General features: G+C 63.3%; 31 protein-coding genes. 12 read left to right on the top strand and 19 right to left on the bottom strand.

Going from position 1 to position 26,837, the window contains the following annotated elements; all coding sequences use genetic code 11:
• Positions 1-22 precede the first annotated feature (22 nt).
• The 5 genes from JJ896_02450 to JJ896_02470 all read right to left on the bottom strand — a co-directional run bounded on the left by JJ896_02450 (position 23) and on the right by JJ896_02470 (position 3,069).
• On the bottom strand, positions 23-1,021 hold the full coding sequence (locus tag JJ896_02450; protein ID MBO6778491.1) for a hypothetical protein: 999 nt from the start codon (positions 1,019-1,021) through the stop codon (positions 23-25).
• Positions 1,021-1,287, bottom strand: coding sequence for a hypothetical protein (locus JJ896_02455; protein ID MBO6778492.1), 267 nt, complete (start codon positions 1,285-1,287; stop codon positions 1,021-1,023). The genes JJ896_02450 and JJ896_02455 overlap by 1 nt, the downstream gene beginning before the upstream one ends.
• Before the next feature lie 94 nt (positions 1,288-1,381).
• On the bottom strand, positions 1,382-2,179 hold the full coding sequence (locus tag JJ896_02460; GenBank protein ID MBO6778493.1) for a hypothetical protein: 798 nt from the start codon (positions 2,177-2,179) through the stop codon (positions 1,382-1,384).
• A gap of 177 nt (positions 2,180-2,356) precedes the next feature.
• A complete protein-coding gene (gene rpsU, locus JJ896_02465) occupies positions 2,357-2,551 on the bottom strand; it encodes a 30S ribosomal protein S21 (protein MBO6778494.1) in 195 nt (64 codons plus the stop codon).
• An 89-nt stretch (positions 2,552-2,640) separates the two neighbouring features.
• The gene (locus tag JJ896_02470) at positions 2,641-3,069 is read right to left on the bottom strand and encodes a hypothetical protein (protein ID MBO6778495.1); all 429 of its coding nucleotides are present in this window, start codon (positions 3,067-3,069) and stop codon (positions 2,641-2,643) included.
• A gap of 174 nt (positions 3,070-3,243) precedes the next feature.
• Here JJ896_02470 and rdgB point away from each other — a divergent pair, with 174 nt between their 5' ends.
• The 8 genes from rdgB (at position 3,244) to JJ896_02510 (ending at position 9,354) form a co-directional block, all read left to right on the top strand.
• On the top strand, positions 3,244-3,819 hold the full coding sequence (rdgB, locus tag JJ896_02475; GenBank protein ID MBO6778496.1) for an RdgB/HAM1 family non-canonical purine NTP pyrophosphatase: 576 nt from the start codon (positions 3,244-3,246) through the stop codon (positions 3,817-3,819).
• Complete coding sequence (locus JJ896_02480; GenBank protein MBO6778497.1) at positions 3,813-4,268, top strand: D-tyrosyl-tRNA(Tyr) deacylase; 456 nt, start codon at positions 3,813-3,815, stop codon at positions 4,266-4,268. The genes rdgB and JJ896_02480 overlap by 7 nt, the downstream gene beginning before the upstream one ends.
• 113 nt (positions 4,269-4,381) lie before the next feature.
• Positions 4,382-6,025: an amidohydrolase gene (locus JJ896_02485; protein MBO6778498.1), complete on the top strand. Its 1,644-nt coding sequence runs from the start codon at positions 4,382-4,384 to the stop codon at positions 6,023-6,025.
• Positions 6,022-7,035 carry a GTP 3',8-cyclase MoaA gene (gene moaA / locus JJ896_02490; protein ID MBO6778499.1) on the top strand — a complete coding sequence of 338 codons (1,014 nt, stop codon included), beginning with the start codon at positions 6,022-6,024 and terminating at the stop codon, positions 7,033-7,035. The genes JJ896_02485 and moaA overlap by 4 nt, the downstream gene beginning before the upstream one ends.
• A gap of 78 nt (positions 7,036-7,113) precedes the next feature.
• Positions 7,114-7,611, top strand: a complete 498-nt coding sequence (moaC, locus tag JJ896_02495) for a cyclic pyranopterin monophosphate synthase MoaC (protein MBO6778500.1) — start codon at positions 7,114-7,116, stop codon at positions 7,609-7,611.
• Positions 7,612-7,613: 2 nt separating this feature from the next.
• Positions 7,614-8,603 (top strand): flotillin-like protein FloA, encoded by a 990-nt coding sequence (gene floA / locus JJ896_02500; GenBank protein MBO6778501.1) that lies wholly within the window; start codon positions 7,614-7,616, stop codon positions 8,601-8,603.
• Position 8,604: 1 nt separating this feature from the next.
• Positions 8,605-8,802, top strand: coding sequence for a dodecin domain-containing protein (locus JJ896_02505; protein ID MBO6778502.1), 198 nt, complete (start codon positions 8,605-8,607; stop codon positions 8,800-8,802).
• A 39-nt stretch (positions 8,803-8,841) separates the two neighbouring features.
• Positions 8,842-9,354: a hypothetical protein gene (locus tag JJ896_02510; protein ID MBO6778503.1), complete on the top strand. Its 513-nt coding sequence runs from the start codon at positions 8,842-8,844 to the stop codon at positions 9,352-9,354.
• 33 nt (positions 9,355-9,387) lie between these two features.
• Here JJ896_02510 and JJ896_02515 read toward each other — a convergent pair whose 3' ends face one another.
• The 9 genes from JJ896_02515 to JJ896_02555 all read right to left on the bottom strand — a co-directional run bounded on the left by JJ896_02515 (position 9,388) and on the right by JJ896_02555 (position 18,639).
• A complete protein-coding gene (locus JJ896_02515) occupies positions 9,388-10,662 on the bottom strand; it encodes an HlyC/CorC family transporter (GenBank protein ID MBO6778504.1) in 1,275 nt (424 codons plus the stop codon).
• Positions 10,662-11,441 carry an enoyl-CoA hydratase/isomerase family protein gene (locus tag JJ896_02520; GenBank protein MBO6778505.1) on the bottom strand — a complete coding sequence of 260 codons (780 nt, stop codon included), beginning with the start codon at positions 11,439-11,441 and terminating at the stop codon, positions 10,662-10,664. Before JJ896_02520 ends, JJ896_02515 begins: the two co-directional genes overlap by 1 nt.
• A gap of 20 nt (positions 11,442-11,461) precedes the next feature.
• On the bottom strand, positions 11,462-12,328 hold the full coding sequence (locus tag JJ896_02525; GenBank protein MBO6778506.1) for a hypothetical protein: 867 nt from the start codon (positions 12,326-12,328) through the stop codon (positions 11,462-11,464).
• A 35-nt stretch (positions 12,329-12,363) separates the two neighbouring features.
• Positions 12,364-12,807 (bottom strand): hypothetical protein, encoded by a 444-nt coding sequence (locus JJ896_02530; protein MBO6778507.1) that lies wholly within the window; start codon positions 12,805-12,807, stop codon positions 12,364-12,366.
• 5 nt (positions 12,808-12,812) lie between these two features.
• The gene (locus JJ896_02535; protein ID MBO6778508.1) at positions 12,813-13,583 is read right to left on the bottom strand and encodes a PspA/IM30 family protein; all 771 of its coding nucleotides are present in this window, start codon (positions 13,581-13,583) and stop codon (positions 12,813-12,815) included.
• 89 nt (positions 13,584-13,672) lie between these two features.
• On the bottom strand, positions 13,673-14,998 hold the full coding sequence (locus tag JJ896_02540) for a thymidine phosphorylase (GenBank protein ID MBO6778509.1): 1,326 nt from the start codon (positions 14,996-14,998) through the stop codon (positions 13,673-13,675).
• Positions 14,999-15,139: 141 nt separating this feature from the next.
• Positions 15,140-15,346, bottom strand: a complete 207-nt coding sequence (gene rpmE / locus JJ896_02545) for a 50S ribosomal protein L31 (protein ID MBO6778510.1) — start codon at positions 15,344-15,346, stop codon at positions 15,140-15,142.
• A 166-nt stretch (positions 15,347-15,512) separates the two neighbouring features.
• Positions 15,513-16,772, bottom strand: coding sequence for a 2-oxoacid:ferredoxin oxidoreductase subunit beta (locus tag JJ896_02550; protein MBO6778511.1), 1,260 nt, complete (start codon positions 16,770-16,772; stop codon positions 15,513-15,515).
• 7 nt (positions 16,773-16,779) lie between these two features.
• On the bottom strand, positions 16,780-18,639 hold the full coding sequence (locus JJ896_02555; GenBank protein ID MBO6778512.1) for a 2-oxoacid:acceptor oxidoreductase subunit alpha: 1,860 nt from the start codon (positions 18,637-18,639) through the stop codon (positions 16,780-16,782).
• 124 nt (positions 18,640-18,763) lie between these two features.
• Here JJ896_02555 and JJ896_02560 point away from each other — a divergent pair, with 124 nt between their 5' ends.
• The 3 genes from JJ896_02560 (at position 18,764) to apaG (ending at position 21,092) form a co-directional block, all read left to right on the top strand.
• Complete coding sequence (locus JJ896_02560) at positions 18,764-19,690, top strand: UbiA family prenyltransferase (protein ID MBO6778513.1); 927 nt, start codon at positions 18,764-18,766, stop codon at positions 19,688-19,690.
• A gap of 82 nt (positions 19,691-19,772) precedes the next feature.
• A complete protein-coding gene (locus JJ896_02565) occupies positions 19,773-20,603 on the top strand; it encodes a BtpA/SgcQ family protein (GenBank protein MBO6778514.1) in 831 nt (276 codons plus the stop codon).
• Positions 20,604-20,708: 105 nt separating this feature from the next.
• Complete coding sequence (gene apaG, locus JJ896_02570) at positions 20,709-21,092, top strand: Co2+/Mg2+ efflux protein ApaG (protein MBO6778515.1); 384 nt, start codon at positions 20,709-20,711, stop codon at positions 21,090-21,092.
• Here apaG and JJ896_02575 read toward each other — a convergent pair whose 3' ends face one another.
• Positions 21,093-21,515, bottom strand: coding sequence for a nuclear transport factor 2 family protein (locus JJ896_02575; GenBank protein MBO6778516.1), 423 nt, complete (start codon positions 21,513-21,515; stop codon positions 21,093-21,095). It lies immediately after the preceding gene.
• Positions 21,516-21,573: 58 nt separating this feature from the next.
• Here JJ896_02575 and JJ896_02580 point away from each other — a divergent pair, with 58 nt between their 5' ends.
• Positions 21,574-23,043, top strand: coding sequence for a hypothetical protein (locus tag JJ896_02580; protein MBO6778517.1), 1,470 nt, complete (start codon positions 21,574-21,576; stop codon positions 23,041-23,043).
• Here JJ896_02580 and JJ896_02585 read toward each other — a convergent pair.
• The 4 genes from JJ896_02585 to JJ896_02600 all read right to left on the bottom strand — a co-directional run bounded on the left by JJ896_02585 (position 22,997) and on the right by JJ896_02600 (position 26,836).
• Complete coding sequence (locus JJ896_02585) at positions 22,997-23,908, bottom strand: hypothetical protein (protein MBO6778518.1); 912 nt, start codon at positions 23,906-23,908, stop codon at positions 22,997-22,999. The two genes, JJ896_02580 and JJ896_02585, sit on opposite strands and share 47 nt — an antisense overlap.
• A gap of 430 nt (positions 23,909-24,338) precedes the next feature.
• A complete protein-coding gene (locus tag JJ896_02590; GenBank protein MBO6778519.1) occupies positions 24,339-24,773 on the bottom strand; it encodes a c-type cytochrome in 435 nt (144 codons plus the stop codon).
• A 105-nt stretch (positions 24,774-24,878) separates the two neighbouring features.
• The gene (locus JJ896_02595; GenBank protein ID MBO6778520.1) at positions 24,879-25,796 is read right to left on the bottom strand and encodes a GNAT family N-acetyltransferase; all 918 of its coding nucleotides are present in this window, start codon (positions 25,794-25,796) and stop codon (positions 24,879-24,881) included.
• On the bottom strand, positions 25,793-26,836 hold the full coding sequence (locus JJ896_02600; protein MBO6778521.1) for an HlyC/CorC family transporter: 1,044 nt from the start codon (positions 26,834-26,836) through the stop codon (positions 25,793-25,795). The genes JJ896_02595 and JJ896_02600 overlap by 4 nt, the downstream gene beginning before the upstream one ends.
• Between the last annotated feature and the right edge of the window lies 1 nt (position 26,837).

The following is a 26,837-nucleotide window of genomic DNA, read 5'->3' on the forward strand; positions in this document are numbered from 1 at the left end:
TCGGGAACGGCCGAGCCAGCCTCTACAAGGCGAAACAGACGAGGCGTGTCTGACGATCGTCCGCACACAGTCGCCTGCTGTTTGCCCCCAGTGCGTTTGCCCGCTCCACGGGAAGAACCAGCTCCTGGGTGTCGCCTGTAGCCAGGTCGAAACGAAAGGCCGTGCGATGGGGCATGCGCGCCTTGTGAGCACCCAGCATCCAGACCTGCTCGCCCCCGCTGCTCATGTGAGAGACCAGAAGATTGGTCGGGTACGCACTCAACCCTGCCGTGACGGGCGATTGCCTCATACCTGCACCGACTTCTGCGGAATCGGCCTGCGCCGGCAGTCCGGCCAGCCGGTGCACGCTCGAGGCACTTCCCGCGTGCACTTCCGTGCGATTCAGAAACCGGTACTGAACGACCAGAGCACCTGAGGGCGCGACGTCGAAAAAGATGCTGCTCCAGGGTCCCTTTCGCGGGGGGTGTATGGGTTGGAGCTCGACCTCCTGGCCGTCCCGGAGTTCGACAAAATGCGCCCCGAGGAGTCCCGATCGCACTACCACAGGATGACCTCCCCCGGAGATCGCCAAACCATTCGTAGGCCGAACCTCCGGGTTCAGCGAATGTGTGGCAATCCAGTTGAGGTCCTTGTCGAACTCGTGCATCCGGTCGGAGCCAACCTCGCCTTCCAGAACGAAGACGGAGGCATTGCTAACGCGAAGAAACCGTGGCCCCACCGCGAACTCGCCCGGACCAGCACCACGCTGCCCAACTCTCTTCAGGATCTGGCCATCCGGCGACACCTTGATCACCTGATGAAAGCCGCGGTCGGCGATATAGACGGTGCCGTCTTCGTCCACCTCAATCGCCTCAATCACCCCAAAGTCGGCTGATTCGGCGGAACCAAGCGCCCAAACGCGCTCGACCTGAACCGTCGGCTGGCCATCCTCGTCAGCACCGGAGTCGCCCGACGAGCAGGCTGTTGCCCCGAAGAGCAACAGCCCGCAAGCCAGGATCCAGGTGGTCAGGCGGCGAGGCACTAGATCACGCCTCCGTGACAGGTTTCATCGATGACCACGAACGCGTAGGCAAACTCGTCTCCCGCGCAGCAATCGCTGCAGTAGGATACCTCCTGCTGACCCAGAATGTTGTAGATGCCCAGATCTCCCCCGGAGCATGCATACAGATAGAGGCCGTCTTGCAGCCCGCCACAGTCACCCGCGGGTACGCGCGCTGTTGCGTCTGAAGAAATGTCCAGCACAAGAACGAGGGCCAAAGCAGAAAGAAGCAGTAGAACGACTCGCATGGGTAACCTCAGGGTTGGTGATAGTGTCCCGGAGATTAGCGCTATCATGTTCCGGTGGATGGCACTTTCGGTGGGAATTGAGTCCGCACTTTTGTCAGGAATTCTGATCCAGTGAGCGGGATAGCGCCTTCCGTCCAGCAGATTCGCTGGCATATCCGGCCCAGGCTGCGGCTTCGGATATACTGAGCCCACACTGGTTTCGCAGATCCACCAAGGCTCGCACCCGGATCATCTGCAAGTACTCCTTGGGGTACTTGCCCACATACCGCCTGAATCTTCCGGGTACTCCGCGACCTGAACGAGTGCTGCGAATTGCACTGCTGATCGTGCAGTGTTCACTCCAGACATGGGCATTCAGGTAGATCAGAAGCTCCTGCACATCCGCCGGCCATGAAACCTCCGGCAAGTGGATCAGGTCGTCCTCAATATCCCGCAAGACTGCGCGGGGATCGTTGATTCGCTCCAACCATGCTCGGACCGCAGGAGTCACAGCCCGCTCGACTCTCCGTAAACCCAGATCCTCGATGCTGGAGAGCAGCGTATTCAGGCTATCACCCTTATACGCCAGGCCGGAGACTATTCCTGCCTGCCAAAGCGACAACGTGGGGAGAGACAGCTGTGCCGTGTACAGGAGAATGCGTGTATCGGGCCGGAAGCGCCCGGCTATTTCCTCCAGCTCCTCCGTCGCCATGCTTGTGATTCGACCGCCGGGTAGATTGGGAAGTCGAACGTCCAGGACGACTATGTCCGGCTCCTGGTCTGCGGATATTCCGTTCCGCGTAAAGGCAGGGTCCAGGAGAACAATTTTGCCTGACTTTGCTGCCAGCAGCGACAGGGTTTCGTGGACGGCCGGATGGTCGTCCGCCACCAATACGCTGAGGGGCAGGCGCATCGTCGGTACTTGTGATCCAGGACTTCACCATGGAACACGTAGAATCGCGGCGACCTACGACACGGGCCGAGGTTTGAACTGCCACCGCGCGGAATCTGCCGCCATAAGAAAAGGGGTGCCACCCAAGGTGACACCCCTTTTTCAATCTATGCGGAGCCGTAGCTCCTGCCGATGCGCCTAGTAGTAGCGATTCCGCTTGCGTGCGTTCCGAAGCGCCTTCTGGCGTGCGAGGCGACGCTCCTCGGATGGCTTGGTATATGCCATGTTGGAACGGTAGATGCGAAGCACTCGGCTGCGGTTCACAGCGCGCTTGAAACGACGGAGGGCGCGATCAATCGACTCGTTGTCGCGGACTTTTATTCCTACGGCCACAGGTTCTGAATCAGCAAAAGGGTTGGTGGAGCCTTTCAATGTAGGCGTATCGACCCGCTTTGTCAACTCGAAAGCCTGGCCCGCGGAACTCAGCCTGCGGCGTGATTGAGCAGCACCTTGGCAGCAACGGCTCTCACGCGCTCAGAAGATTCGGCGTCAGCGACTTCCATAAGACGGGAAATCGTGGCCTCTTCGCCGATTGCGTTCAATGCGGCCAGTGCGAGCAGACGCTCCTCAACGGAATCCGAAGCTTCGAAGCGGCCCATGATCTCAAACGCTGCGTCGTCAAAGTTGACGAATTGATCATAGTTCTCCGCGAAGAAGATGATGTGCTGGAAGGCCTCATGGCGCACCTGATCAATGTCGGACTGGGCTGACTCGACGAGCTGGGCCTCGAGCATATTCCACCACTGCTGATCCTTTTCGGCGTAGGCCTGTGCGAATGCAGTTGATGAGCCGACGAGGGCAACTAGAAGAGCGAGGCAGGCGCCCCGGCGAACGGTGTTAAGAATCTGCATTATGACCCTCCCCAGAGTTAGCAGATGATTTGGCAATTGGTAACAGACCCAGCTACGGGGCGACCGGCCACCGGTTACTGCAACGGGACGAACGGTCGGTAACGCACGGCGAACGGCCACCCGGTTGGGACAGGCGGTGGCCCAGGGGGCCTGCCGGTAGCTAGCTTTGGCGCCATGAACCAATTGGTCGTGGCCACAGGCAATCCGGGCAAACTCGCCGAGTTCAGGCAACTGCTCTTGGGGAGGGTGGAGCACATCCTGTCCTCAGCAGATGTTGCGGCCCCTGAGGTCGTGGAAGACCAACCAACGCTCGAAGGCAATGCGCTGAAGAAGGCTCGAACGCTGCACCGCTTCACGGGCCTCCCCGCTCTGGCAGACGATACGGGCCTCGAGGTCACCTCTCTTGATGGGCGGCCCGGAGTGTACTCGGCCCGCTACGCCGGCCCGGACTGCTCGCCTCAGGACAACATCCGCAAACTGCTTGGCGAGTTGGAGCATGCCTCCGACCGGAGCGCCCGCTTCCGCACCGCCATCGCACTTGTTTCGGACCAGGGCGAAACAGTCGTCGAAGGAATCTGCGCCGGCACCATTCTCAGGTCTCCCCTTGGAGAGGGCGGCTTCGGCTACGACCCGATCTTTCAACCTGACGGAGAGACGCTCACCTTTGCCCAATTGCCGGCTGAGCGCAAGAATGTCATCTCCCACAGGGGACGCGCCCTGCAGGCGCTCCTGGAGGCCATTCCATGGTAGCCCTGCTGCAGCGCGTCTCTCAGGCCTCGGTCGCCGTCTCGGGAGACGTGGTCGGAGAGATCGGGAAGGGCCTTCTCATCCTGCTGGGTGTGCATCGCACCGACACGGCTGCCGAAGTCGAGTGGCTGAGCCGCAAGTGCGCGAACCTGCGCATCTTTCCGGATGAGAACGGCTTGATGAACCGGAGTGTGGCCGATGTCGGAGGCGAAGTCCTGGTGGTGTCTCAGTTCACGCTGTACGGCAATACGCGAAAGGGCAATCGCCCATCGTTCGTCGAATCCGCGCCACCTGAAACGGCCGAACCGCTCTACCTGGCCTTCGCGCAGCGCATGGCGGAACACATCGGAAAGTCCGTGCCCACAGGCCGCTTCGGTGCAATGATGGATGTTCGACTTGTCAACGACGGCCCGGTGACGCTCTGGGTAGAACGGCGCGCCGAGCAGGGGTGACCGGACGGCCACCGAGCCCCCGTTAGGCAGTGATTGTCTCGGGCATGCTCACCAGCCCGACTGAAACCCTTTCGCCCCGACGCGTTCAGGGATGTCCCACCCACCTTGTGATGATGCGTCGACTGATCCCCCTCCTCCTCCTGGGGCTTGCCGCGTGTGCCCAACAGGCCCCGGAGCCCACTCCCACGCTCTTCCACTCCGGTGTGATCTACACCGTTGACGAGGACCAGCCGCAGGTCAGCGCCATGCTCGTCCAGGACGGCGTGATCACGGCCGTCGGCGAGACCGAGGAGCTGCGCGCCCAGGTCGATGACGCCGACGAGGTAGATCTCGGCGGTGCGGTGGTCATCCCCGGCCTGGTCGATTCCCATGCGCACGTTCGCAATCTCTCGACCATGCGCCTTTCGGCAGACCTGGTGGGCACTCAGAGTGTGCAGGAGATCATTGCTCGCCTCCAGGCGCATTCCGAGCGCGTTCCAGACGATGCGTGGCTGCTGGGCCGAGGCTGGGATCAGAATGATTGGGCCGTAACCGATTTTCCGACCCGTCTCGATCTGGATGACGCGTTTCCCGACCGGCCGGTGTGGCTGGAGCGCATCGATGGTCACGCGATGTGGGCCAACACCGCAGCCATGCGGGCAGCAGGATTTGAAACCATCGCCGAATCCGAGGACCCGCCCGGGGGAGTGATTCTGCGCGACGCGTCCGGGGCGCCGACCGGCGTCTTTATCGACAATGCTGAACACCTCGTCGGCGAGTACCAGCCCTCGTTTTCCGAGGAGGATTTGGAGCGTGGACTGGAGGCCGCGTTATCCGAAATGGCTCGGTTCGGGATCACCTCGGTTCACGAGGCCGGCGCGGACATGGCGTTCCTGGAGCGCGTCAAGCGATTCATTGATGAGGACCGATTCACCGCTCGCCTGTATGCGATGACGGAGCCGGGGCCGAGTTTTGAGCACTACTGCAACAACCACCTGATCGACTACGGTGACCGTCTCACGGTCCGTTCGGTCAAAATGTACCTGGACGGTGCCCTGGGCAGTCGCGGGGCCGCCCTGCTGGAGGACTACGCCGACGATCCGGGCAACCGCGGCCTGCTCCGAACGACGCCTGCGGACTACGCCGTCCTTGTCCAGCAGGCTCTCGACTGTGGATACCAGATAAACAGCCACGCCATTGGCGATGCGGGCAACCGCCTGCTGCTCGACACCTACGAGCAGGCCGGCATCAGTCCGGACCAGCGCCACCGCAACGAACACGCGCAGGTCGTAGCCCCCGGTGACATCGAGCGTCACGCCCAGCTCGGCGTCATCGCTTCCATGCAGCCCACCCACGCCACCAGCGATATGTACTGGGCGGAGGATCGCGTCGGGCCCGGCCGCATCCGGGGAGCCTATGCATGGCGCACCATGCTGGATTCCGGCGTTCGTCTCGCCCTCGGCTCCGATTTCCCGGTGGAGCAAGTCGACCCGCTGCTGGGTTACTACGCAGCCGTAACCCGCCAGGACGCGGCAAGCTGGCCGGAAGGCGGATGGTATCCGGGCGAGGCCCTGAGCCGTGAGGAGGCCCTTCGCGGATTCACGATCGATGGGGCCTATGCCGCCTTCCAGGAGGACAAACTTGGTTCGCTGTCTCCCGGCAAGTGGGCCGACTTCGTCGTCCTGAGCGCCGACATCATGCGCCTGCCGGGCCCTGACATTCTGGACGCAGAGGTCCAGGCTACCTACGTCGGTGGAGAGGCAGTCTATCAGCGTTGACGGCCCCTTCTGAACATAGCCCGGCGCCGCTTCTGACGGACACGTTTGCGCGCTTCCACGACTACCTGCGCATCGCCCTCACGGAGCGGTGCAACCTGCGCTGCGTCTATTGCATGCCGGCCGCCGGCGTGCCACTCAAGCCTCGAGCCGACATGCTCACGTTTGAGGAGATCGAACGCCTGGCCCGGTTCTTCGCCGAGCGCGGCGTTCGCAAGATCCGGCTGACCGGCGGCGAGCCGCTGGTGCGCAAGGACGCGGTGGAGCTGGTCCGCATGCTGGCTGCGCTGCCAGGCATCGAGACGCTAGCCATGACCACAAACGGCCTGCTGCTCGAACAGAAACTCCCTGACCTCAAGGACGCGGGCCTGACCCACCTCAACATCTCTCTGGACACGCTGCGCGAGGATCGATTCCGTGAGATGACCCGGCGACCAGGCCTGGACCGCGTATTGGGTGCCATCGACGCGGCGCTGGCCCACGGCTATTCCGGCACCAAGGTGAATTGCGTGGTGCTACGCGGCAGCAATGAGGACGAGCTGCTCGACTTCGCTGCCATGTCCATCGACCGGCCACTCGGTATGCGCTTCATCGAGTACATGCCTTTCTCCGGCAACGGGTGGGATTCCGGCGAGCTGGTTCCGTATGCGGAGATGCTGGAGCGGGTGCGAGACCGGTGGCCTCGGCTGGAGCCCATCGCCCGTGGGGCCAACGCAGTCAGCACAGATTGGCGCATTCCCGGGGCGCGTGGCACCGTGGGCTTCATCAGTTCGATGACGGACAAGTTCTGCGGCTCGTGCAATCGAATTCGTCTCACGGCCGATGGACGGTTACGCAACTGCCTGTTTGGCCAGGATGGAGTCAGCTTGCGCGATGCGCTGCGAGCCGGTGCGACGGACGCGGAACTGGAGCAGCTCGTCGCGAGCACGGTGCGTGCCAAGAAGGCCGCACACGCGGGCATGTTTGCGCTGGCCGACCGCCCAGATCGCCCCATGATTCTGATCGGAGGCTGACCTCTTGTGGTGCGCCGAATCACGTTGCCGCTCCCGACCCGTCCCGCTATCTTGAACGCCTTCCTTTCCGCCTGATTCATGGACACCCCGGACGCCCCGATTCTGACTCACCTGGACCCCGAGGGTGGGGTTCACATGGTCGACACTTCCTCCAAATCCGATACCGTGCGCACGGCGGTGGCTGAGGGCAAGGTGCTGCTGGGTGCCGATGCATTTGAGGCAGTCAAGGAGCAGCGCATCCGGAAGGGCGACGTGATTTCAACGGCCCAGCTCGCCGGGATCATGGGGGCCAAGGAGACCAGTCGGCTCATTCCGCTCTGCCACGCGGTAAACCTGCGGGGCATCGATGTGGACCTGAGCCTGGACGAGGACACAGACTCGGTCACGATTCGTGCGTTCGCCAAGACTGTCGGCGCAACCGGCGTCGAGATGGAAGCCCTGACGGCCGTCTCCGTGGCCGCGCTCACCCTGTACGACATGTGCAAGTCGGTGAGCAAGGGCATCCGCATTCATGACATTCATCTGGTGGCCAAGACCGGCGGCCAGAGCGGCAATTACCGCAAGGACACCCCCTGACCATGGACGTAGTGTTTTCGGCCGGCGGCCTGCTCTTGATCGCGCTGATCCTGATCGGCGTGATGATTTTCCTGTACTTCATCCCGGTCGGGCTCTTTGTGACCGCCTACTTCTCCGGAGTGCGGCTCAAGCTCTTCAGAGATCTTGTGGGCATGCGCCTTCGCAAGGTGCCGCCGACCCAGATCGTGCGCCCTCTCATCACGGCGTACAAGGCGGGGATTTACCTGGACACCCCGCAGCTGGAGGCGCATTACCTGGCCGGGGGGCACGTGCAATCGGTCGTGAACGCGCTCATCTCGGCCGACAAGGCGAACATCGACCTGTCGTTTGAGCGGGCCACCGCCATTGATCTGGCTGGTCGCGACGTGTTCGAGGCCGTTCAGGTGTCTGTGAACCCGAAGGTGATTGAGACCCCGGCCGTGTCCGCAGTGGCCAAGGACGGCATTCAGGTGCGCGCCATTGCCCGCGTGACGGTGCGAGCCAACATCGAGCGACTCGTCGGTGGAGCCGGGGAAGAAACCATCATCGCCCGTGTCGGCGAGGGTATCGTATCGACGATTGGCTCGTCTGCGACCCATGCCGTGGTGCTCGAGAATCCGGACTCCATCTCGAAGGTGGTACTGGCCAAGGGGCTCGACTCCGGCACGGCATTCGAGATTCTGTCCATCGACATCGCAGACGTGGATGTCGGCGAGAACATCGGAGCCAAGCTGCAGACCGATCAGGCCGACGCCGACCTGAAGATCGCACGCGCCAAAGCGGAAGAGCGTCGCGCCGCCGCCGTGGCCGCCGAGCAGGAGATGCGTGCCTCCGTCCAGGAAGCCCGCGCCAAAGTGGTCTTGGCCGAGGCCGAGATCCCGAAGGCCATCTCCCAGGCGTTTCTCGACGGCAATCTGGGTGTAATGGACTACTACAATCTCAAGAACATCCAGGCCGATACGAACATGCGTACGTCCATCGGCCGCACGGAAGAAGACCAGTCAGAGGAATAGCATGTCGATCGCCAAAGTCATCGAAGTGATCGCAGAAGGCTCCACCATCGAGCAGGCCCTGGAGGCTGCTGTCGCTGAAGCGGGGAAGTCCGTTCGCGGAATCCGAAGCGTGTACGCCAAGAACATTCAGGGCCGGGTACGCGACGGCAAGATTGTCGAGTATCGCGTCAACGCAAAGGTCACGTTCGTCGTCGACTAGACCGTCTGGACGTCTGTCCAGAAGTCCGAGACTAGCCCTATGACGGCAACCCTCACATCGTTCGCCGTCCTGGGAGCGGTCACCACAGCGCAGCAGATCGCCGGCCGGTGCCTGGAATCCATGGAGGGGGCAGACCCCGAACTGGTGGCGGAAGAGACGCTGGCGCTCCTGTCTGTCACCACGGCCAGGACGCTGCGCGAACATGCTCTGGTTGCCGAGACTCTGGCTCAACTACCACTCACCTACCGCGACTACGTGGTGGGAGGTGCCGTGCTGTCGGCTGAAGATCAATCGGAGGCGATTCTGAGCGCCGAGACCGCCTCCTACGAACGATTGGGTCGCAAGCTCTCGTTCTATGAAGCACACTTCCCTCCGGGAAAACTGCCCGGCCCGCGCGCGCTCAAAGACAAGATGGAACTGTGGATGGGGCGCATATCGCCCCCGGGGCTGCCGGAGTCTCCCAGGAAGCGCATGGAAAAGCTGCAGCTGGTAAGCGTGGTCGAAACCCACCTCAAGCTGGTGCGCGCCTTCGCCGAGCAGGACCGGGCATAGGGACCATCAAGGACCTGCGGGCCGCGCCCCCGCCTACTCGCCCTCCAAATGCCGGATGCGCAGCAGCTCAAGGCGGTTGGCCGTCGCCTCCAGCACCGTGAAGCGGAAACCATCTTCGTCGAACTCCTCCCGCATCGCCGGAATCGTGCCCAGTCTGGATAGCAGGTATCCGGACACGGTTTCGTAGTCGCCCGGCGGCAGCTTCCAGCCCATTTTTGCTTCCAACTCGTCGAGCTCCAGCCTGGCCGAGGCGACGATGGTGCGTTCGTCCAACTGCCGGATGATCTCCGTCTCGGTGTCGAATTCGTCCTGGATATCGCCGAACAACTCTTCCAGCAGATCTTCGGCAGTGACCAGTCCGGCCGTTCCGCCGTACTCGTCGATCACAATCGCAATGGACGTTTTCGCCTCGAGGAAATCCCGCAGCTGGTCCTTCGAGAGTTTCGTTTCCGGGATGAAGGTCGGCTCCCGCAGCATCTCCTGCAACGAAGCAGGATCGCTGAAGAGATCGTAGGCAAAGACCACCCCGACCACGTTGTCGATGTTCTCGCGATAGACGGGCAGCTTCGAATGTCCGGTGCGCACGAACTCGCCCATCAGCTCCTCGATCGGCGTGTTCTCCTCCACGGCTGCAATTTCCGTACGGGGCACCATGGACTCCTTTACCCGGATTGAGCCCATCGCAAACACGTTGGACAACAGCGCCGTCTCCTCCTCGTCCAGATCCAGCTCGCCGGACAGCTTGCTCTCTTCAATCATCAACTCGAAGTCCCGCCGGATGAATCGGGACAGCGTGTCTCCGTCCCCTTTCGCGAACCGGATGATCATGCCGGCCGCGAGGCCCGCGACTTTGATGAACGGCAGAAGCACGATGTAGGTGATGCGCAGTGGCAGTGCCAGGGCAAAGACGGCCTGGCTGGCTACCTCCCGCATCAGACTCTTCGGAATGATCTCGCCGACGACCAGCACCACGGCCGAGCCGATCAGCGTCTGAACCATGAGCACGAGCACGTCGGAGGCCTGCTCGGAGACGCCCATGGTCTGCGTGAACAGCTCCGAGAGCGGCGGCTCCAGAAAGAGCGCCAACAGCGTGGAGTAGGTGACCAGCGCCAGGTTGTTGCCCACAAGGGTGGTGGTGAGCAACGTCGATGGATCCTTGAGGAAGCGCTGGACCAGCGGGCCTGAGAAACCGGAACGCCGGGCCACCACTTCCACGCGCAGCCGGTTGGCCGTAACGAATGCGATCTCGGATCCCGAGAAGAAGGCGCTCAGCGCCAGCGTCACCACGATCAGGATCACATACAGCACTAACGGCCCTGGAACGTGGGTTTTCTGCGTTCAAGAAACGCCGACACCCCTTCGGTGAGGTCTTCGGTGTCGAACGTGCGGCCAAACAGCTCGGCCTCCATCTGAAGGCCGTCCGACAACCGCTGATCCGCAGCGAGCGCAGCTTCCAGGGAGAGCTTCACGCCGATGGGCGCCTGCCGCGCGATCACTGCAGCCATCTCCCGCGCCGCAGCCAACGCCTGACCCGGCTCAACCAGCTTGTTCACCAGGCCGATCTCATGCGCACGCTCTGCCGTGATGTGCGCTCCGGTCGTCAGAAGCTCCATGGCATGTCCGAGTCCGACAATACGTGGCAGGCGCTGTGTGCCGCCATAGCCGCACATGAGCCCCAGTCCGACTTCAGGCTGCCCCAAACGCGCATTCGAAGAGGCCACACGCATGTGACACGCAATCGCGATTTCACACCCACCACCTAGCGCAAAGCCGTTGATGGCCGCAATGACCGGCTTGCCGAGGTTCTCGATCTTGCCAAACACCTCCTGGCCGCGAAGTGCAAAGCCCGTAGCGGTCTGTGCGTCCAGCCGCGTGAACTGCGTGATGTCGGCGCCTGCCACGAAGGCCTTCTCGCCGGCGCCGGTCAGCACGACTGCGCGCACCGCATCGTTTGTGGCCAGGGCAGTGAAACAGGCATCGAGGTCATCCAGAACCTGCGCATTCAGCGCATTCAGCTTGTCCGGACGATTGATGGTGACGACGGCAATGCCGTCTTCGATCTCCAGGAGGAGCGTCTCGAAATCCATTCAGTCGGGGGAGGAAGAGGTCAGGCGCCCTCGCGGGTGCGATCCGCGCTACTGGTAGAGGACGTGGGCGCCTCAAACGTATCAAGATCCGAAAGAAGATCGGTCGGCGAGGCGAATACCGCCTCAAGTTCTTCAACGGACGCCTGGGTCTCCTCGACCTCGCTGAGCAGTGTATCCAGCTGGAAGGAGATCTCCTCGGGATTGCGCAGCGTCAGCGACTGCTCGTGGATGTAGAGCACCACATCCTCGATGGTCTCCATCTGCGCCTCGATGATTTCGAGGTTCTCCTGTCCCTTCTTGGACCGCTCCAGACGCTGCTCAAGGATGCGCATGCGACGCATTTTGATCGCCCGGACCCGGTCCGAGTCATCCTCCATGTCCTCGCGCAGCGTCTCGATGGCGCGCACCACCTCCGTTTCTGTTGTGGAGTGCGCGGTGAGTTCGTAGCGCTCTTTCTGGTAGAGCAGATTGAGGTACGAATCCAGCAGCGAGTTCACCTTCTTGAGGTGACTGTCCAGCATGCCCTGCGACGCGTAGCTGAGCTTGCGATAGTTGGAGCGGATCTCCTTCTCCAGCTTGCGCAGCCGCGCGTAGCGCCGCTGGCTGTGCTTGGTCAGATGCTGGAAGATTTCCTTCTGGCTCGGCGGCTTGGCGTGCTCAGCCGCGCGCCGCGACTTCACCGCCCGCCGGAACCGCTCCTGCCGGGGCATCCACCCCAGGTACATGAGCTCGATGGCCGCCGCAAACAGGAGAATCGTCTCAAAAAGCGGACTCCCCGGTGCAAACGAGCTCACCGCAAATGCCGACAACATGCCCACGATCAGGAACGTCAGGTTCCAGGGGTGAAGGAATGCTTCCTTGCTATAGTTCAACTGAACATCCGTCATAAACAGTCCGCGCCGTTGGGGAGGGCGCGCGGGCTTCAGGGTTTCATCCGGCCGATGGTCTTTTCCGGGAGTGGGCTCGGGGGCTTCTTCTCGGTGGACTGCGCGGGTGTGGCCGCGGCTGTCTTTTCGGGCGATGGGCTCGCGGCCTGCTCACGCAACTGGCGCACCAGGTCGGCCGCGCGTGCCTTGCGCAGGGCCTCCTCATCCGCCATGTCGCGGGCCACTTCAGCCGCACGGTCCTGCGCCACGGATTCCAGCGCCACGTCGAGCTTGGCCTCGTTGCGCGCGGTTTCCATGGCCAGATCCCGCACAAGCGCATCGTGCTTGTCCAGCGCGTCCAGCGGCTCGGTCACCCGGGTGACCGCATCCGTCAGCTTCTTCTGCGACTCCAGACTGCGAACGGCCTGCTTCAGCTTGCGAAGCGAACGCAGGTGTTCCTTCTCAGCCTCCTTCAGTCGCTGATATTCTTCTGGCGTCACCGGCGTCAGTCAGTCTTGGACCGCTGCTTGCCGATGGTCTTGGCGCCCGCCTCGGCTTCGGCCTCGGGGACTTCCAGCTGCGGTTCGCCCTGGGCATTGCTCGTATCGCCCACGCCCATTTCCAGCTTGAACTGTTTGACCAGCTCGGCCGCGCGGATAGCTTGGGCGTCCTCCTCGATCTGCATGGCCTGCGTATCGATGGAGTCCAGGGCCATTTCCATGCGCGCCTCGTTCTTGGCCGTCTGCTCCTGGATCCGGTTGATCATCTCGTCGTGCGTCTGATCGACACCGGTCACTTCGAAGCTCTCGAGCGTATCGGCGACCTTGGCCTGCCACTTGGCCCGCTCGTGGGCGCGCAGGGCCTCCTTGGCCTCGGCAATCTTGCGCTCCTTCTCGCGCATGAACGCCTTCTTGACCTGCAGCGCCTTGTCGTAGGCCGCCGACGCGTAGGTCAGCTGCTCCTGCGTGCGCTGCATGCTTTCCTGCGTGTTCTGCAGACGCAGGGCGTACTTCTCGGCGATGTCGTCGCGGCCGGCCTGGATGCCTGCCTTGATCTTGGCCGTCAGGTCGGCGACTTCCGACTGGTACTTCTTGTGTTCCTTCTGGAGCAGCATCACGTTGGCCTTCACCGTCGCGATGTTCTCGTTCATCTTCGGGACCTGATCATTCAGTTCCCGGATGTTCTGCTCGAGGATGAGTTTGGGGTCTTCAAGCGATGAAATCGCACCGCCGAAGATGGACTTCATCAGGCGCTTGAATCGTGACCAGATGGACATGTGCTCAACGTGGGTTTTTACGTGCGGGGGACCGCAAAATTCAATATACGGCCCGGAATCGGCGGATGGGGTTCCGAAGGAGGGTGAGCTCACACATAGCTCCACCCTCCGTCGGAATACCTCCCACGAACCAGGGCCTGGGGAGTCGGGCGCTCTTGCCCGAGGGTGAACGCTTGCCCCACTTCACGGGCCTGATCCGTCACGCGTGAGGGGTCCGATCCATGCAGTCGGGCGAGCGTCTCCCCGGCTCTTACGGGGTCTCCCACCTTTTTGTTGAGGGTGATGCCCGCAAACGGGTCTACAGCGTCCTCTTTCCGCATTCTTCCGGCTCCCATGCGTACGCCGGCCATGCCCAACTGGAATGCGTCGATGGCGGTTACGTAGCCATCCTCCGGCGCCGTCACATCTCCAACGGGAGCAATGCCCTCGCGCTCCCAGCACGCTTCCAGCGAGGCCGCATCGCCACCCTGCGCGGTCACCAGGGCCGCGAACCTGGAGAACGCCCTGCCATCTCTCAACGCCTCGCGCGCTTCCTCGGCTCCTTCTTCGGGCGATGGGCTCTTGCCGCCGATAGCCAGCATCTCTCCGGCCAGCACGCAGCTCAGCTCGGCTACGTCGGCCGGGCCGGCCCCTCGCAGCACATCCACGGACTCGGCGACTTCCAGCCAGTTGCCGATGGCATGTCCGAGCGGCTCTTCCATCGACGTCATCAGGGCCACGGTCTGGCAGCCACGGCTGTTGCCTACATTGGCCAGTGCTTCTGCCAACTCCTGCGCCTGCTCCTCAGTCTTCATGAAAGCGCCGTTGCCGACTTTGACGTCGAGCACGAGTCCGTCCAGCCCCTCTGCAAGCTTCTTGCTCATGATCGACGCGGCGATGAACGGGATGAACTCGACGGTGGCCGTGACATCGCGCAAGGCGTAGAGGCGCTTGTCGGCTGGTGCGATCTCGGCCGTCTGGCCGATCATGGCCACGTTCAGGTCCGCCAACTGCTCTTTCATCCTGGCGATGGACAAGTCCGTACGGAATCCCGGTATGGACTCCAGCTTGTCCAGCGTGCCGCCGGAGTGCCCCAGGCCGCGCCCGGAAATCATGGGCACGTTCACGCCCAGGCAAGCCACCAGCGGCGCAAGGATCAGGGAAATTTTGTCACCAACGCCGCCCGTCGAGTGCTTGTCCACCTTCGCGCCAGGGATGGCAGACAGGTCCAGTACCTCCCCCGAACGCAGCATGGCCTCCACCAGGGTCTCGGTCTCATCGCCCGTCATGCCTTTCAGAAACGCGGCCATCAGGAACGCGCTCATCTGATAGTCCGGCACCTCGTCCCGCGTGTAGGCCAGGACCAGTTCGCGCAGGGCCGGCGCCGGGATGGAGCCGCCCTCACGCTTCAGGCGAATGATTTCGAGTGGGGTCATGCAGGTGGGTTTCGTAAAACCTGTTTCACACTTTACGAAACGTAGATTACGAAATGGGCTCGGCGAGGCCGGGGTAATGGAAGCAGAAAGGGGCGACCCGCCCAAGCGAATCGCCCCTCCAAAGCCTGAATCGGCGGCAGCTTACTTCTTGCCGTAGCGCCGTCTGAACTTCTCGACGCGGCCAGCGGTGTCCACGTACTGACGCTTACCCGTGTAGAACGGGTGGTTCGTGGAGTCGACCTCCGACTTGTACTCGTCGCCGCCCATGGTGGAGCGGGTCTTGAAGCTGGTTCCGTCGGCCAGCTGCACCGTAATGAACTTGTAATCCGGGTGCGTGTCCTTCTTCATGATCTCAGTGCGTGCACGTGGTTTGGCGTACACGTCTTTGGTTTTTGCAGAGCTTCAAAATGTATCGCGGCCAACCGGCTTCTGCAAGGCGGGTTCGCGTCTACGCGGGAAGTTCGCGTGCACGGCCGAGGTCTCATCGCACGGCCGCGGCGCACTCGCGGCCTCCCTACGCCACCTCCCAGGTATCCCCCGCGTTCAGGAGCGCCTTCAGTTCTCCCTTTCCGCGACGACCGGTCACATCTTTGATCTGCGCGTGCAACTGGTCCTCATAGGTGGGCCGCTCCACGCGATAGAACACGCCGAACGGCTGCGGCAGGACCGCATCGCGGAACATGCGTCCCACGATTCCGGCCAGCTCCACGCTGGTCTCGTCATAGACCACGCAGTCCGAGGCCGACCATTTGTCGCCCAGGTCCACGGCCTCGAGGTGGAAGCCTTCCAGCCTAAGTCCCTTGGTGCCGCCGGCGTAGGTCAGCGGTTTGCCGTGCTCAATGAAGATCGCCCGGTCTGACTTGGTGGCCTTCTCGGTGTACTCGAAGAAGGCGCCGTCATTGAAGATGTTGCAGTTCTGGTAGATCTCCAGGAAAGAGGTACCCCGGTGGGCGTGTGCCGCCTTGAGGTGCTTCTTCATGTGCTTGGGATCCCTGTCCATGGTGCGCGCCACGAACGTGGCATCCGCACCCAGCACCAGCGCCGTCGGATTGAACGGGTGGTCAATCGAACCGAACGGCGTGGATTTGGTCACCTTGCCGGTCTCCGACGTCGGGCTGTACTGCCCCTTGGTCAACCCGTAGATCTGGTTGTTGAACAGCAACAGCTGCACGTTGACGTTGCGCCGCATCAGGTGAATCAGGTGGTTGCCGCCGATGGACAGACCATCCCCATCGCCCGTGACAATCCACACATCCAGCTCCGGCCGTGAGGCCTTCAGGCCCGTGGCAATCGTCGGCGCGCGTCCGTGGATGGAGTGCATGCCGTACGTCTTCATGTAGTACGGAAAGCGGCTCGAGCAGCCGATGCCGCTGATGAACACCACGTTCTCCTTCGGCGTGTCGATCTCCGGCATGAGCCGCTGCACGGTGGCCAGGATGGCGTAGTCCCCGCACCCCGGGCACCAGCGCACGTCCTGGTCGCTGGTGAAGTCCGCGCGCGTCAGAACGGAAGCGCCGTCTCCACCCATTCCGGGCGGCAACTTGGCCTTCTTGCCGGGCGGGAGGTTGCCACCTGGCGGACGATTGGGGGTGCGCTTGCCCGCGGGCTGGCCACCCGGTTTCATTCCCGGAGGCAGCGTGGCCTTGCGCCCTGCCGGGGCACCGGGCGGCATGGTCGGTTGCCGCTTCTCGGATCCGGGAGGAAGCGTCGGTTTGCGCTTCTCCATGCCCGGAGGCAGCGTCGGCTTGCGGGGCTTCTTGTTCTCGTCAGCCATGCTTGATTCAGTTTCCGGCGAGCACCGATTCGACAAACGACACGAGCTCGCCCGCCTGGAAGGGGCGACCCTGGATTTTGGTGAAGGAGCGGAACGGCAGCAGATACCGGTCACGCAGCACGCGCACCAGCTGTCCGTTGTTGAGCTCGGGCACGATGACGTGCCTGTAGCGCTTCACCACGGACTCCAGGTCCAGCGGGAAGGGACAGACGTGGCGCAGATGCACAGAGCCGACGAAGTGACCCGCCGATCGCAAGCGATCTACCGCCGCCTCGATCGAGCCCCGCGTGGAGCCCCAGCCGAGCAGGAGCACATCGCCCTCCACTTCCCCGTATACGTCCAGCGGGGGCAGATCGCGCGCCACGCGCTCCACCTTCTCCGCCCGGATCTTGGTCATCAACTCGTGATTGGCGGGGTCGTAGGAGACGTTGCCGGTCTCGTCCTCTTTCTCCAGACCGCCGATGCGATGCTCGAGCCCCTTGGTGCCGGGCTTGGCCCACGGACGGGAGAGCGTCTCCTTGTCGCGCACATAGGGCAGGAAAACCTGCTCGCCGTTCACCTCGGCGTTGGTCTCTTTGGCAAAGCCCGGCTTGAAGGACGGCAGTTTGTCCGGGTCCGGGATGAGCCACGGAGCAGAGCCGTTGGCGAGATACCCGTCCGACAGCAGCATGACCGGCGTCATGTAGGTGACCGCGATGCGCGCCGCCTCGTACGCCGCCTCAAAACAGTCGCCGGGCGTGGACGGCGCCACAATCGGCATCGCCGAATCCCCATTGCGGCCGAACATGGCCTGGAGCAGATCACTCTGCTCGGTCTTGGTCGGCAAGCCGGTGGACGGTCCGCCCCGCTGCATGTTGACGATCACCATCGGCAACTCGGTGATCTGCGCGAGTCCGATCGCCTCCGCCTTCAGGGCCACGCCAGGCCCGGACGTTCCGGTTACAGCGAGCGAACCGCCAAACGCCGCACCGATCGTCGCGCCGACAGCCGCAATCTCATCCTCGGCCTGGAAGGTCATCACCCCGAAATGCTTGTACCGACTGAGCGTGTGCAGCAGGTCCGAAGCCGGCGTAATCGGGTACGATCCGTAGAACAGGGGAAGCCCGGATTCCACGGAGGCCGCCACCAACCCCATCGCCAGTGCATGCACGCCCTGGATGGCGCGATACCGCCCGGGTGCCAGCGATGCCGGATCCACTTCGAACCGAACCACAAACTGCTCGGTGGTCTCTCCGTAGTGGTAACCCTTCTTGAGCAGGTGCAGGTTCGCCGCCAGGATGTCCGGCTTCTTGGCAAACTTCTGGCTGATCCAGCGCTCCGCCGGCTCCGTGGGCCGCGAGTACAGCCACAGCGCCAGGCCCAGCGCGAACATGTTCTTGGAGCGGTCGATCTCCTTCTGGTTCAGCGGACTGTCCTTGAGCGCCTCGCGAGTGAGCTTGGTCAGCTCCACCCGGATGAGCTGGTATCCGTCCAGCGAGTCGTCCTCCAGCGGATTCGCGTCGTACCCGGCCAGGTCCAGCGAGCGTTTGTCGAACGCGCTGGTATTGACCAGCACCGAGCCGCCCTTGCGCACCCGGTCCAGATTGACCTTCAGGGCGGCCGGATTCATGGCCACCAGAAGATCGACTTCGTCTCCCGGTGTGCGGATATTGACAGACCCGAAGTGCAGCTGGAATCCACTGACTCCGTAGGTGGTGCCGGCGGGAGCGCGGATCTCCGCAGGGAAGTCTGGCAGGGTCGCGAGGTCGTTCATCGCATACGCCGTTGCCAGCGTGAACTGCGATCCCGTCAACTGCATGCCGTCTCCCGAATCGCCTGCGAACAGAATCGTGGCTTCGGGGATGGACTCGACGGTTTTCTGAGCCATGAACGCGGCCGGAGCTGCCTGTGCCGCCCCGGATTGGTTTGGAGATCGTCGGGATTGCCGCTGATGATAGCGGTTCTCCGGTTACAAAACGTAAACGACGCATTCCCGCCCCCGATCCGCACTGGTGCCCGAAAACACGCCAACCGTGCTTCAATGGCTGCGATTCCTGCGCTGGCCGAACCTCGCGATCATCGCGCTGACCATGGTGTTGGTGCGGTGGACGGGCATGGGGCCGCTCCTTGGCAATCCGGGCGTGTGGGGGGTCTCCCACCTCGCTTTCGCGGGCATGGTGCTGGCCACGCTGCTGATTGCGGCGGCCGGCTACGTGGCCAACGACATCGTCGACCGCGGCATCGACGAAATCAACAAACCCGGCCGCGTCTTCATCGGGCGAGCGATGCGCATTGAGCAGGCATGGAGCCTGACGGCCGGCCTGATCGTGGCTGCAGCTGTCTGCCTCCTGCCGCTGGTCCGGCAGGTCGGCTTCTACTGGTGGATGACGCTCTATCCGGTGTCCGCCGTGCTGCTGATCGCGTATGCGTTCAGACTCAAGTGCGTGCCGGTGGCCGGAAACGTGGTGGTGTCGCTGCTCTCGGCGTTCGTTCCGCTGCTCGTGCTGTCTGCCGACCGGCCGGCCCTGGCCGCGAGCAACCTGGCGCCCGGCACGGCTCTGATCTCCGGGTTCGCGCTGTTCGCGTTCCTGGCCTCGCTTTTCAGGGAGGTTGTGAAAGACCTGGAGGACGTCTCGGGCGATGAGGTCTTCGGCTGCCGCACGCTCGCCGTGATTGCTCGGGATCGCGCCAACCTTGTGGCGCAGGGGGCCGCGGTCATGTTGTTGGTCGCCGTGCTGGCGTTTTTGGTGATGTGGCCGCTCGGCGGCTGGCTGGCGTGGCTCATTGGTGTGGTCGGCGTGGGCATGCCAACCGGGGTGGCGCTCGTCCGGGTGCGCGCGGCCAGGATGCCGGCGGAGTATGCGCGGGTCAGCCTGCTCGCCAAGCTGACCATGTTGGGTGGTCTGCTGATGCTCCCTGCGCTCTCCGGGGCCGTCTGAACCGCGTTCTGGGGCGCTCTGCGTGGAACTGCGGTGCCCCGTTGAGCTTTAGGACGCTCACCCACCCACCCGAGCGACGCGCATGCAGAAGGACTTCTACGATCTCTTTCCCAACGAGCGGCCTGTCATCGGGGTAATCCACACGGGCCCGTCTCCCGGCGTGCCCGGATTCATCTGCGTCGACAGTTGTGTGGACCGCGCTTTTGCTGAAGCCGAGGCCTATGTCGAAGGTGGGGTCGACGGCATCATCATCGAAAACATGCACGACTTCCCGTGTGTGCATGAGCGGGAGATGGGGCCGGAGATCGCCGCGTTTATGACGCGCGTGGCCCGCGCGGTCAAGCGGCGTGCGAGCCGGCTGCCGGTCGGAATCCAGGTACTGTTCCAGGGCAATCGCACCGCGTTGGCCGTGGCGCTGGGCGCCGGATGCGACTTTGTGCGCGCCGAGGGATGGACCTATGCCCACATCTCAGACAAGGGCATGGCCGAGGCGTGCGCCGGCGAGAGCATCCGCTATCGCCACATGATCGGCGCCGACCACATTCCCATATTTACCGACGTGCAGAAGAAGCACGCGTCCCACGCCATCACCGGCGATCTCGACATCGGCGACGTGGCCTACGGTATGACGCTGCACCGATCGGATGCTGTAATCGTGACCGGCAGCCACACGGGTTCGGCCCCGGACCCCGAGGACCTGGTCGCCGTGCGGCACGCCACCGAACTGCCCATCCTGATTGGAAGCGGCCTCTCCACGGAGAATCTTGCCGAGTATGCCCCCTTTGCGGACGGATTCATTATCGGCTCCGCCATGAAGGAAAACGGTCACTGGGACGCGCCTGTTTGCGACACGGCCGTGGCGGAGATCATGGAAGCCGCACGCCGGGTCCGCGCGGAGGCACCCACCGCCTGATCAGGCTGGACGGCCTTCGCATCGCACGGCCCCCTGCATGACGCCGGTCGCATGAATCGAATGTGATCCCCGGATCCCTCTCCCGGGCCGAGGGTTGATCGCCGCATGGTCCCTTACGTAGCCACAACGGAAGACATCACGGTCACGGTGCGCCCCGTCTATCTCGACGGGCAGTCCGACGTACTGAACAAGCGCTTTGTGTTCGGCTACTTCGTGCGCATCGAAAACGAAGGCCGCGCGGAAGTGCAGTTGCTTCGCCGCCACTGGCACATCCAGGACTCACGAGGCCGGGTGCAGGAGGTCGAGGGCGAAGGGGTCGTCGGCCAGACCCCTGTGATTGCACCGGGCGACAGCCACGAATACAACTCCTTCTGCATCATCGAAACCTTTGAGGGGTCGATGGAAGGCACCTATCTCATGCAGCGCGAGGGGGGCAGCCGATTCAAGGTCAGCATCCCCCGATTTGACCTGCGGGCAGCGGCCAATTAGTCAGCGCACCGCGTCGTGGTACCAGACCCGGCGGATGAGGTCGTTTTCGAGCTCGTAGACCACCGTTGCGCTCTGTGCATTCTGTCCTCCGTTCCAGCTTACCCGCTCGACGGCAGTCACGAACGGACCCAACGAATGCACCGACTCCAGGCTTGAGTTCACGTCGGAATAGGCTTCGAAGTAGCCGGCCATGGAGGTTGTGATCGCCTCTCGGCTTTCGGCTTCGGTGTAGAGCGAATCGTCCATGAGATAGATCCAGTGGGCATCCTCATGGAGAAACAGCGCCATGGCCGCCACGTCGTGCTCGTTGAAGGCCTGCGTAAACGCGCGGACCGTCTGGGCTTCAGCAGAATCCGGCGATTGGGGTGCCGAACATCCGGCTCCGGTTAGCAGAACGGAAAGAAGGAGCAGACGATGGGGCATAAGCTGCGCGGATGCGTGGTGCTTCGGTAACATACGCCTCTCTCACTACCCACCTGCCATGCGCCTCTCCCTCTGCCTCCTGGCCGCACTCGTCGTGCTGCCCGCCGCCGCTCAGGACGCTCGACTTCCTGTCGACACCACCATTACCAGCACCAACTCGGTGACCATCAAAGGTGAGCGCGTGCCCTACAGCGCGACCACGGGGACACAACCGGTTTGGGGGGACACCGGAGAGGCCATCGCCAGTCTGCATTACACGTACTACGAACGCACCGATGTGCAGGACAAGGTCAACCGGCCGCTCGTCTTCAGTTTCAACGGTGGGCCGGGTTCGGCAAGCCTGTGGATGCACCTGGGATACACGGGACCCAAGCAGTTGCTGATCGATGACGAAGGCTACCCGGTGCAGCCGTATGGCGTGCGCGACAACCCGAGTTCGATCCTGGATGTGGCGGACATCGTGTTCGTCAACCCCGTCAACGTGGGCTTCTCCCGCATTGTGGGCGATGCGGACCGCGAGCAGTTCTTCGGAGTCAATGAGGACATTACGTACCTGGCGGCCTGGATCGAGAACTTCATCACGCGGCAGGATCGCTGGCGCAGCCCGAAGTTTCTGATCGGCGAGTCGTACGGGACCACGCGTGTGTCTGGCCTGGCGGGCCAGCTGCAGGACCGTCACTGGGTATTTCTGAACGGTGTGATCCTGGTGTCCCCGACTGGCCTCGGCATTGATCGGGACGGGCCCGTCGGGACGGCGCTGAACCTGCCGTACATGGCGGCTACGGCGTGGTACCACGAACAGCTGCCGGATGACCTGCAGTCCATGGACCTGGACGAGCTGCTGCCGGAGGTGGAAGAGTGGACCATCGAGGTACTCATTCCGATGCTGACACGCGGCGGCTCCGCACCGATGGGGGACCGCATGGAGGTCGCGACGCAGGCGGCCCGCTACTCGGGTGTTTCGGTGGATTGGTGGATGGACCGCAACCTCGAGGTCTCCGCCGGCGAGTTCTGGAAAGAGCTGCTTCGCGACGAGGGGTATACCGTCGGCCGGCTCGACTCCCGGTATCGGGGCATCGACCGGGAGGCGGCGGGAGACCGTTCCGACCACAATCAGGAGCTGATCTCCTGGAACCACGCGTTTGCCCCGGCGGCCAACTACTACCTGCGGGAAGAGCTCGGCTTCAAGACCGATCTGCGGTACTTCGTTTTCGGCCCTGTGAGCCCCTGGAATCGCTCAGGCGACAATACAGGGGAGCGCCTGCGCAGCGCCATGGCCAGAAACCCGAACCTGCACGTGCTCGTGCAGTCGGGCTACTACGACGGCGCCACGCAATATTTTGATGCCAAGTACAACATGTGGCAGATGGACCCGTCAGGCCGGTTGCAGGACCGCATGCGCTTCGAGGGCTACCGCAGTGGCCACATGATGTACCTGCGCGCCGAGGACCTGGTGACCTCCAACGAGCACATCCGCGAGTTCATTGCCGAGGCGCTGGAAACGGCGAGTACTCCGGCGCGCTATTGATCAAGGCGGGCAGGGCGTGCAGGTGATCCACGTGATCGGGAGCGGTATTTCCCGCGAACGTGAGCACGGTAAACCCGCCTCTTTCAGCCCGACCGAGTAGCTGCATGCCGACAGGGCCCCAGGCCAGCACCGCGCTGGTCTCGGCGCCGGTGACCTCCGTCAGGTATCGGGCGGTTTCCGTCGTGGACGCGTAGGTGCCCGGAAAGACCGCGGAATGCGTGATGAGCAAGGCCTTCTCGTCGCGCGCTGCGGCCCGGGCAAAGTCCGCGAAAGGCTCCAGTTTTTCCGTGTTGAGTCGACCGCCTTCGTGCAGCGTGACACCAGCCGGCAGGTAGTCGGTGTGCAGCCCGTCCAGCAGGATGAGATGGTCGATGAGCGCTGCATGCTGCCGCAGGATGGCCCGCACCGCGCCATAGCCCGCGCTCCAGCTGGAAATGGTGACCGGACGATTCTGCGACCCCGTCCACACCTGCAGCGAGTCCAGCAGGGCGGGCAGCACCTCTGGATCCTCAAACGGTCGTTCGTAGGCACTGGAGCCGGCGCCCAGGTTCACGCTCGCGATGGCCGCAGGCCCTTCGGCTGCGAAAGGCACATGGGCCGAGCCGTGGAAATGGATGAGGATGCCACCTGGTTGCGCCTGTGGCGCCTGCGCGGGCAGCAGCACTTCCACCGGCCTTGGCAGCAGCCTACCCAGGACGCGGCGCTCGCCTGTCCGAGCCTGCTCCACAATGCGGTCGTGCGCCCGCACATGCTCCGTCATGGGCGACGGATGCTGTGCAGTCATGCGTGCCGGCTCTTGCTCCGGCTCGCTCGTGGCACAGGCCGCCAAGGCCAGGGCCAGGAAGAGCAGGCTGATGTTTCTCATGGGCGATGCGGGGCTGCCCCGAGTTAACGCCCCATTCAGGGGAACGGCAAGTCTGTCGGCGCGACGGGGCGCCGGGCCCGGCGGTTGGCGGCCCGCTCACGCGGACGGCAAGTCTGCCGCCGAGGGGGCCTGGCGCGGGTCTAGCGGCCCGCTCTCGTGAACGGCAAGCCTGCCGCCGCGCGGCCTGGCGCGGGCAGGCCCCTGATGTGGAAAATCGCCCCCTGATTCGACCCCGGGCCTCCGGCGCAGCGCCCTTACGTGGAATCCGGCGGGGTAATTACACGTGGGCGAAATCCCGGAGTCCGCAGAAGTGGAAAGTGACCCCCCCGTTCCATGTAGCGGGTGCGGTGCAGCAAGGTTGGCACCCCCGGCTCCGCGGGCTTGGCGCCCCCCGGCCCCACCAGGCAGGCACTCGCGCGCCCCGGCTCCCCTACAGGTCCGGAATGTCTTCCTGCAGAGTGCGCAGGTACTCAACAATCAGGTTAATCTGCCGCTGCACCTCCGCTTCGGCCTCGGGACTGCCGTCGGTGTCTGTCCAGATGTTGCCCCAGACGGGCATGCTGCGAGGTCCGTGGGCGTCGGTGTCGCGCCGACCATCGATATAAGACGCTACCTCATCCGCCGGATACGGGCCCATGTTGCGTTCCGCGATCAGCGTAAGGTCAGTCGGCGGGATACGCAGCATGTCGGCCACCGGGCCGGTCCCGCGTGCGTCGGTGCCGTGGCAGTTCTGGCAGTACTGGAGATACAGTGCCTCGCCCTGTTCGAGCGGGGACAAAACGGGTTCCACGGGCGCCAGGTGTGGGTCTTCCGGAGCACAGGCGGCCACGAGGAGGGCGATCGGGAGCAGCATGCGGAGGGTCATAGGGACTGTTCGGTTAGGTCCGCAACAGCGTGCCTCTCACGGCGCGGAAATGCTGACGGGTCACCCCGCAGAAGCTTGAGGGGAATTCCCCTACCTCGACCGGATCTACCGATCCAGAATCGCCAAATAGCTGCGCCAGGGCCCAACCGCCACCCGATAGCGGGCGGCCAACACCCTCGATATTTGCGCGATGTGGCTGAGGTCATGCACCGCCCAGGTCGACAGCAACTGGCCCATCGTCACGGACCCCAAGGCTGGATGAAGCCCCGGCCGCTGCATGTCCGAATCGCCGAGTGCAAGGCGCTCCAGGTCACGCAGATTGCTCCGGCGCAGCTGCTCGAACTCCTGCAGCAGGTCCTCCAGTGAACTGCCCTCGGAGCCACGACCCGCCCGATCAAACGGAACGAAGGGCCTGGAATCGCCATGCTCGAGGATGTGCCGCACGCGTGTCATCCAATCGGTGACTTCGCCATGCGCCAGGTGCCCAACGGTTTCATAGGGCGACCACGACTCGCCCGCCGGCACGGCATGGAGCCAATCGTCCGGAAGCCCCGCCAGCATGGAACGCAGGGTTCCGGGTGTGGCACTGAGCACCGCTACCACGTCGGCGTGACTGAACGACTCCGCCGGGAGGTCCGCGACGGGGGGCAAGCGTTTCCTCGCTACATGTGCGGGGCTCAGTTCGTAGCCGAGCGTGGTGTAGAACACCGATGCCGATTCGGTGCTCAGCAGCATGATCTCGGAGGCTCCGGCCGCGTGCGCTGCTTCCTCCACCGCAGCAATCAGCGAGCGACCAAGGCCCTCCCCTGGCTGGGAAACAGCCAGATGCTGAAGAAATGCCGTCAGTCCATTGAAGGACGCCAACACGCAGCCAACCACATCGCCTGAGGACTCTGCGACAAATGAGAGGCGAGGGCGCTGGGCCAGAAACCTGCGCAATCCATGAGGCGCGACGTCCTGGCCCGTATCGGCAAGCAGCCGAATGCAGGCGGACGCGTCGTCCTCATGCAGGGCACGAATCACGTCATCTCCTCAAGGCGGGCGCGACGCTTCTCCCAGCGCTCACGGGCAAAAAGCTGCATGTCCTGCACGGTGTCGACCTCGTCCATGATCTCCAGGCCGATCAGGGTTTCGATGGCGTCTTCCAGCGTGACCACGCCCAGCAAGTCTCCGTATTCCCCGACGACAATGGCCATGTGAGAGCGACCCTCTGTGAGGCGGGTCATGAGCGGGCGCAGCCCCATGCCTGCGGGCACGGACATCACCGGACGCCGCAACTCTCCCATGGTCGCCTCTCCCTGGCCCTGCGCGACCGACTGCAGGATATCCTTGCGCAGCGCGATTCCGGTGACTTGATCCACCTCGCCCTCGTAGACCGGGATGCGGGAAAAGATCAGATTCGGGTGCTCGTCCACGATTTCGGAGGCGGACTTGCCGGCCTCGACGGCGAACACCACCGTGCGCGGCGTCATCACATCGGCCACCGTCAGCTCGCCGAACTTGAGCAGGGAGCGCATGATGCGGGATTCCTCCTCGTGCAATACGCCTTCAGCCACACCAACGTCCGCAAGCGCTGGAAACTCGTCTCGCCTCAGCGTGCCGTGCACCTTTCCGCGGGCGATCAACAGGGTTAGACCCTGCGCGAGTTTAACCAGAGGCCACATGGACCACATCGTGGGGGTCAGCAGCCGCGCGACACTCGGGGCAAGCCCCCGCCAGTATATCGCGCCCAGCGTCTTCGGAATGATCTCGGAGACGACCAGAATCAACATCGTCAGGATCGCCGAAGCAATGCCCAGATACGCACTGCCGAACACGTTCGCGGCCTGAGCGCCGGCACCGGCCGCTCCCACGGTATGGGCGATGGTGTTCAGACTGAGGATCGCGGCGAGAGGCCGGTCCACATCCTGCTTGAATTCGGCCAGTTTGTGGCCGACTCGGCTTCCCTCCTCTTTGGCGGCCGCCACATATGCCGGAGACACCGAGAGCAGCACCGCCTCCATGATGCTGCACATGAACGATACGCCCAGCGCCAGGGCGACATAGAAAATCAGAAGGGTCATC

It is taken from the genome of Rhodothermales bacterium (assembly GCA_017643395.1).
Taxonomy (GTDB): Bacteria; Bacteroidota; Rhodothermia; order Rhodothermales; family UBA10348; genus JABDJZ01.

Excerpts from the sequence above, each read along its gene's own strand:
- rpmE (MBO6778510.1), bottom strand. The coding sequence starts at position 15,346 with ATGAAGAAGGACACGCACCCGGATTACAAGTTCATTACGGTGCAGCTG.
- moaC (MBO6778500.1), top strand. The coding sequence starts at position 7,114 with ATGGACACCCCGGACGCCCCGATTCTGACTCACCTGGACCCCGAGGGT.
- JJ896_02525 (MBO6778506.1), bottom strand. The coding sequence starts at position 12,328 with ATGACGGATGTTCAGTTGAACTATAGCAAGGAAGCATTCCTTCACCCC.
- JJ896_02555 (MBO6778512.1), bottom strand. The coding sequence starts at position 18,639 with ATGGCTCAGAAAACCGTCGAGTCCATCCCCGAAGCCACGATTCTGTTC.
- JJ896_02510 (MBO6778503.1), top strand. The coding sequence starts at position 8,842 with ATGACGGCAACCCTCACATCGTTCGCCGTCCTGGGAGCGGTCACCACA.
- JJ896_02505 (MBO6778502.1), top strand. The coding sequence starts at position 8,605 with ATGTCGATCGCCAAAGTCATCGAAGTGATCGCAGAAGGCTCCACCATC.
- JJ896_02535 (MBO6778508.1), bottom strand. The coding sequence starts at position 13,583 with ATGTCCATCTGGTCACGATTCAAGCGCCTGATGAAGTCCATCTTCGGC.
- JJ896_02575 (MBO6778516.1), bottom strand. The coding sequence starts at position 21,515 with ATGCCCCATCGTCTGCTCCTTCTTTCCGTTCTGCTAACCGGAGCCGGA.
- JJ896_02600 (MBO6778521.1), bottom strand. The coding sequence starts at position 26,836 with ATGACCCTTCTGATTTTCTATGTCGCCCTGGCGCTGGGCGTATCGTTC.
- JJ896_02480 (MBO6778497.1), top strand. The coding sequence starts at position 3,813 with ATGGTAGCCCTGCTGCAGCGCGTCTCTCAGGCCTCGGTCGCCGTCTCG.
- rdgB (MBO6778496.1), top strand. The coding sequence starts at position 3,244 with ATGAACCAATTGGTCGTGGCCACAGGCAATCCGGGCAAACTCGCCGAG.
- JJ896_02590 (MBO6778519.1), bottom strand. The coding sequence starts at position 24,773 with ATGACCCTCCGCATGCTGCTCCCGATCGCCCTCCTCGTGGCCGCCTGT.
- JJ896_02565 (MBO6778514.1), top strand. The coding sequence starts at position 19,773 with ATGCAGAAGGACTTCTACGATCTCTTTCCCAACGAGCGGCCTGTCATC.
- JJ896_02485 (MBO6778498.1), top strand. The coding sequence starts at position 4,382 with ATGCGTCGACTGATCCCCCTCCTCCTCCTGGGGCTTGCCGCGTGTGCC.
- JJ896_02470 (MBO6778495.1), bottom strand. The coding sequence starts at position 3,069 with ATGCAGATTCTTAACACCGTTCGCCGGGGCGCCTGCCTCGCTCTTCTA.
- JJ896_02520 (MBO6778505.1), bottom strand. The coding sequence starts at position 11,441 with ATGGATTTCGAGACGCTCCTCCTGGAGATCGAAGACGGCATTGCCGTC.
- JJ896_02550 (MBO6778511.1), bottom strand. The coding sequence starts at position 16,772 with ATGGCTGACGAGAACAAGAAGCCCCGCAAGCCGACGCTGCCTCCGGGC.
- JJ896_02585 (MBO6778518.1), bottom strand. The coding sequence starts at position 23,908 with ATGAGAAACATCAGCCTGCTCTTCCTGGCCCTGGCCTTGGCGGCCTGT.
- JJ896_02580 (MBO6778517.1), top strand. The coding sequence starts at position 21,574 with ATGCGCCTCTCCCTCTGCCTCCTGGCCGCACTCGTCGTGCTGCCCGCC.
- JJ896_02540 (MBO6778509.1), bottom strand. The coding sequence starts at position 14,998 with ATGACCCCACTCGAAATCATTCGCCTGAAGCGTGAGGGCGGCTCCATC.
- floA (MBO6778501.1), top strand. The coding sequence starts at position 7,614 with ATGGACGTAGTGTTTTCGGCCGGCGGCCTGCTCTTGATCGCGCTGATC.
- JJ896_02455 (MBO6778492.1), bottom strand. The coding sequence starts at position 1,287 with ATGCGAGTCGTTCTACTGCTTCTTTCTGCTTTGGCCCTCGTTCTTGTG.
- JJ896_02460 (MBO6778493.1), bottom strand. The coding sequence starts at position 2,179 with ATGCGCCTGCCCCTCAGCGTATTGGTGGCGGACGACCATCCGGCCGTC.
- apaG (MBO6778515.1), top strand. The coding sequence starts at position 20,709 with ATGGTCCCTTACGTAGCCACAACGGAAGACATCACGGTCACGGTGCGC.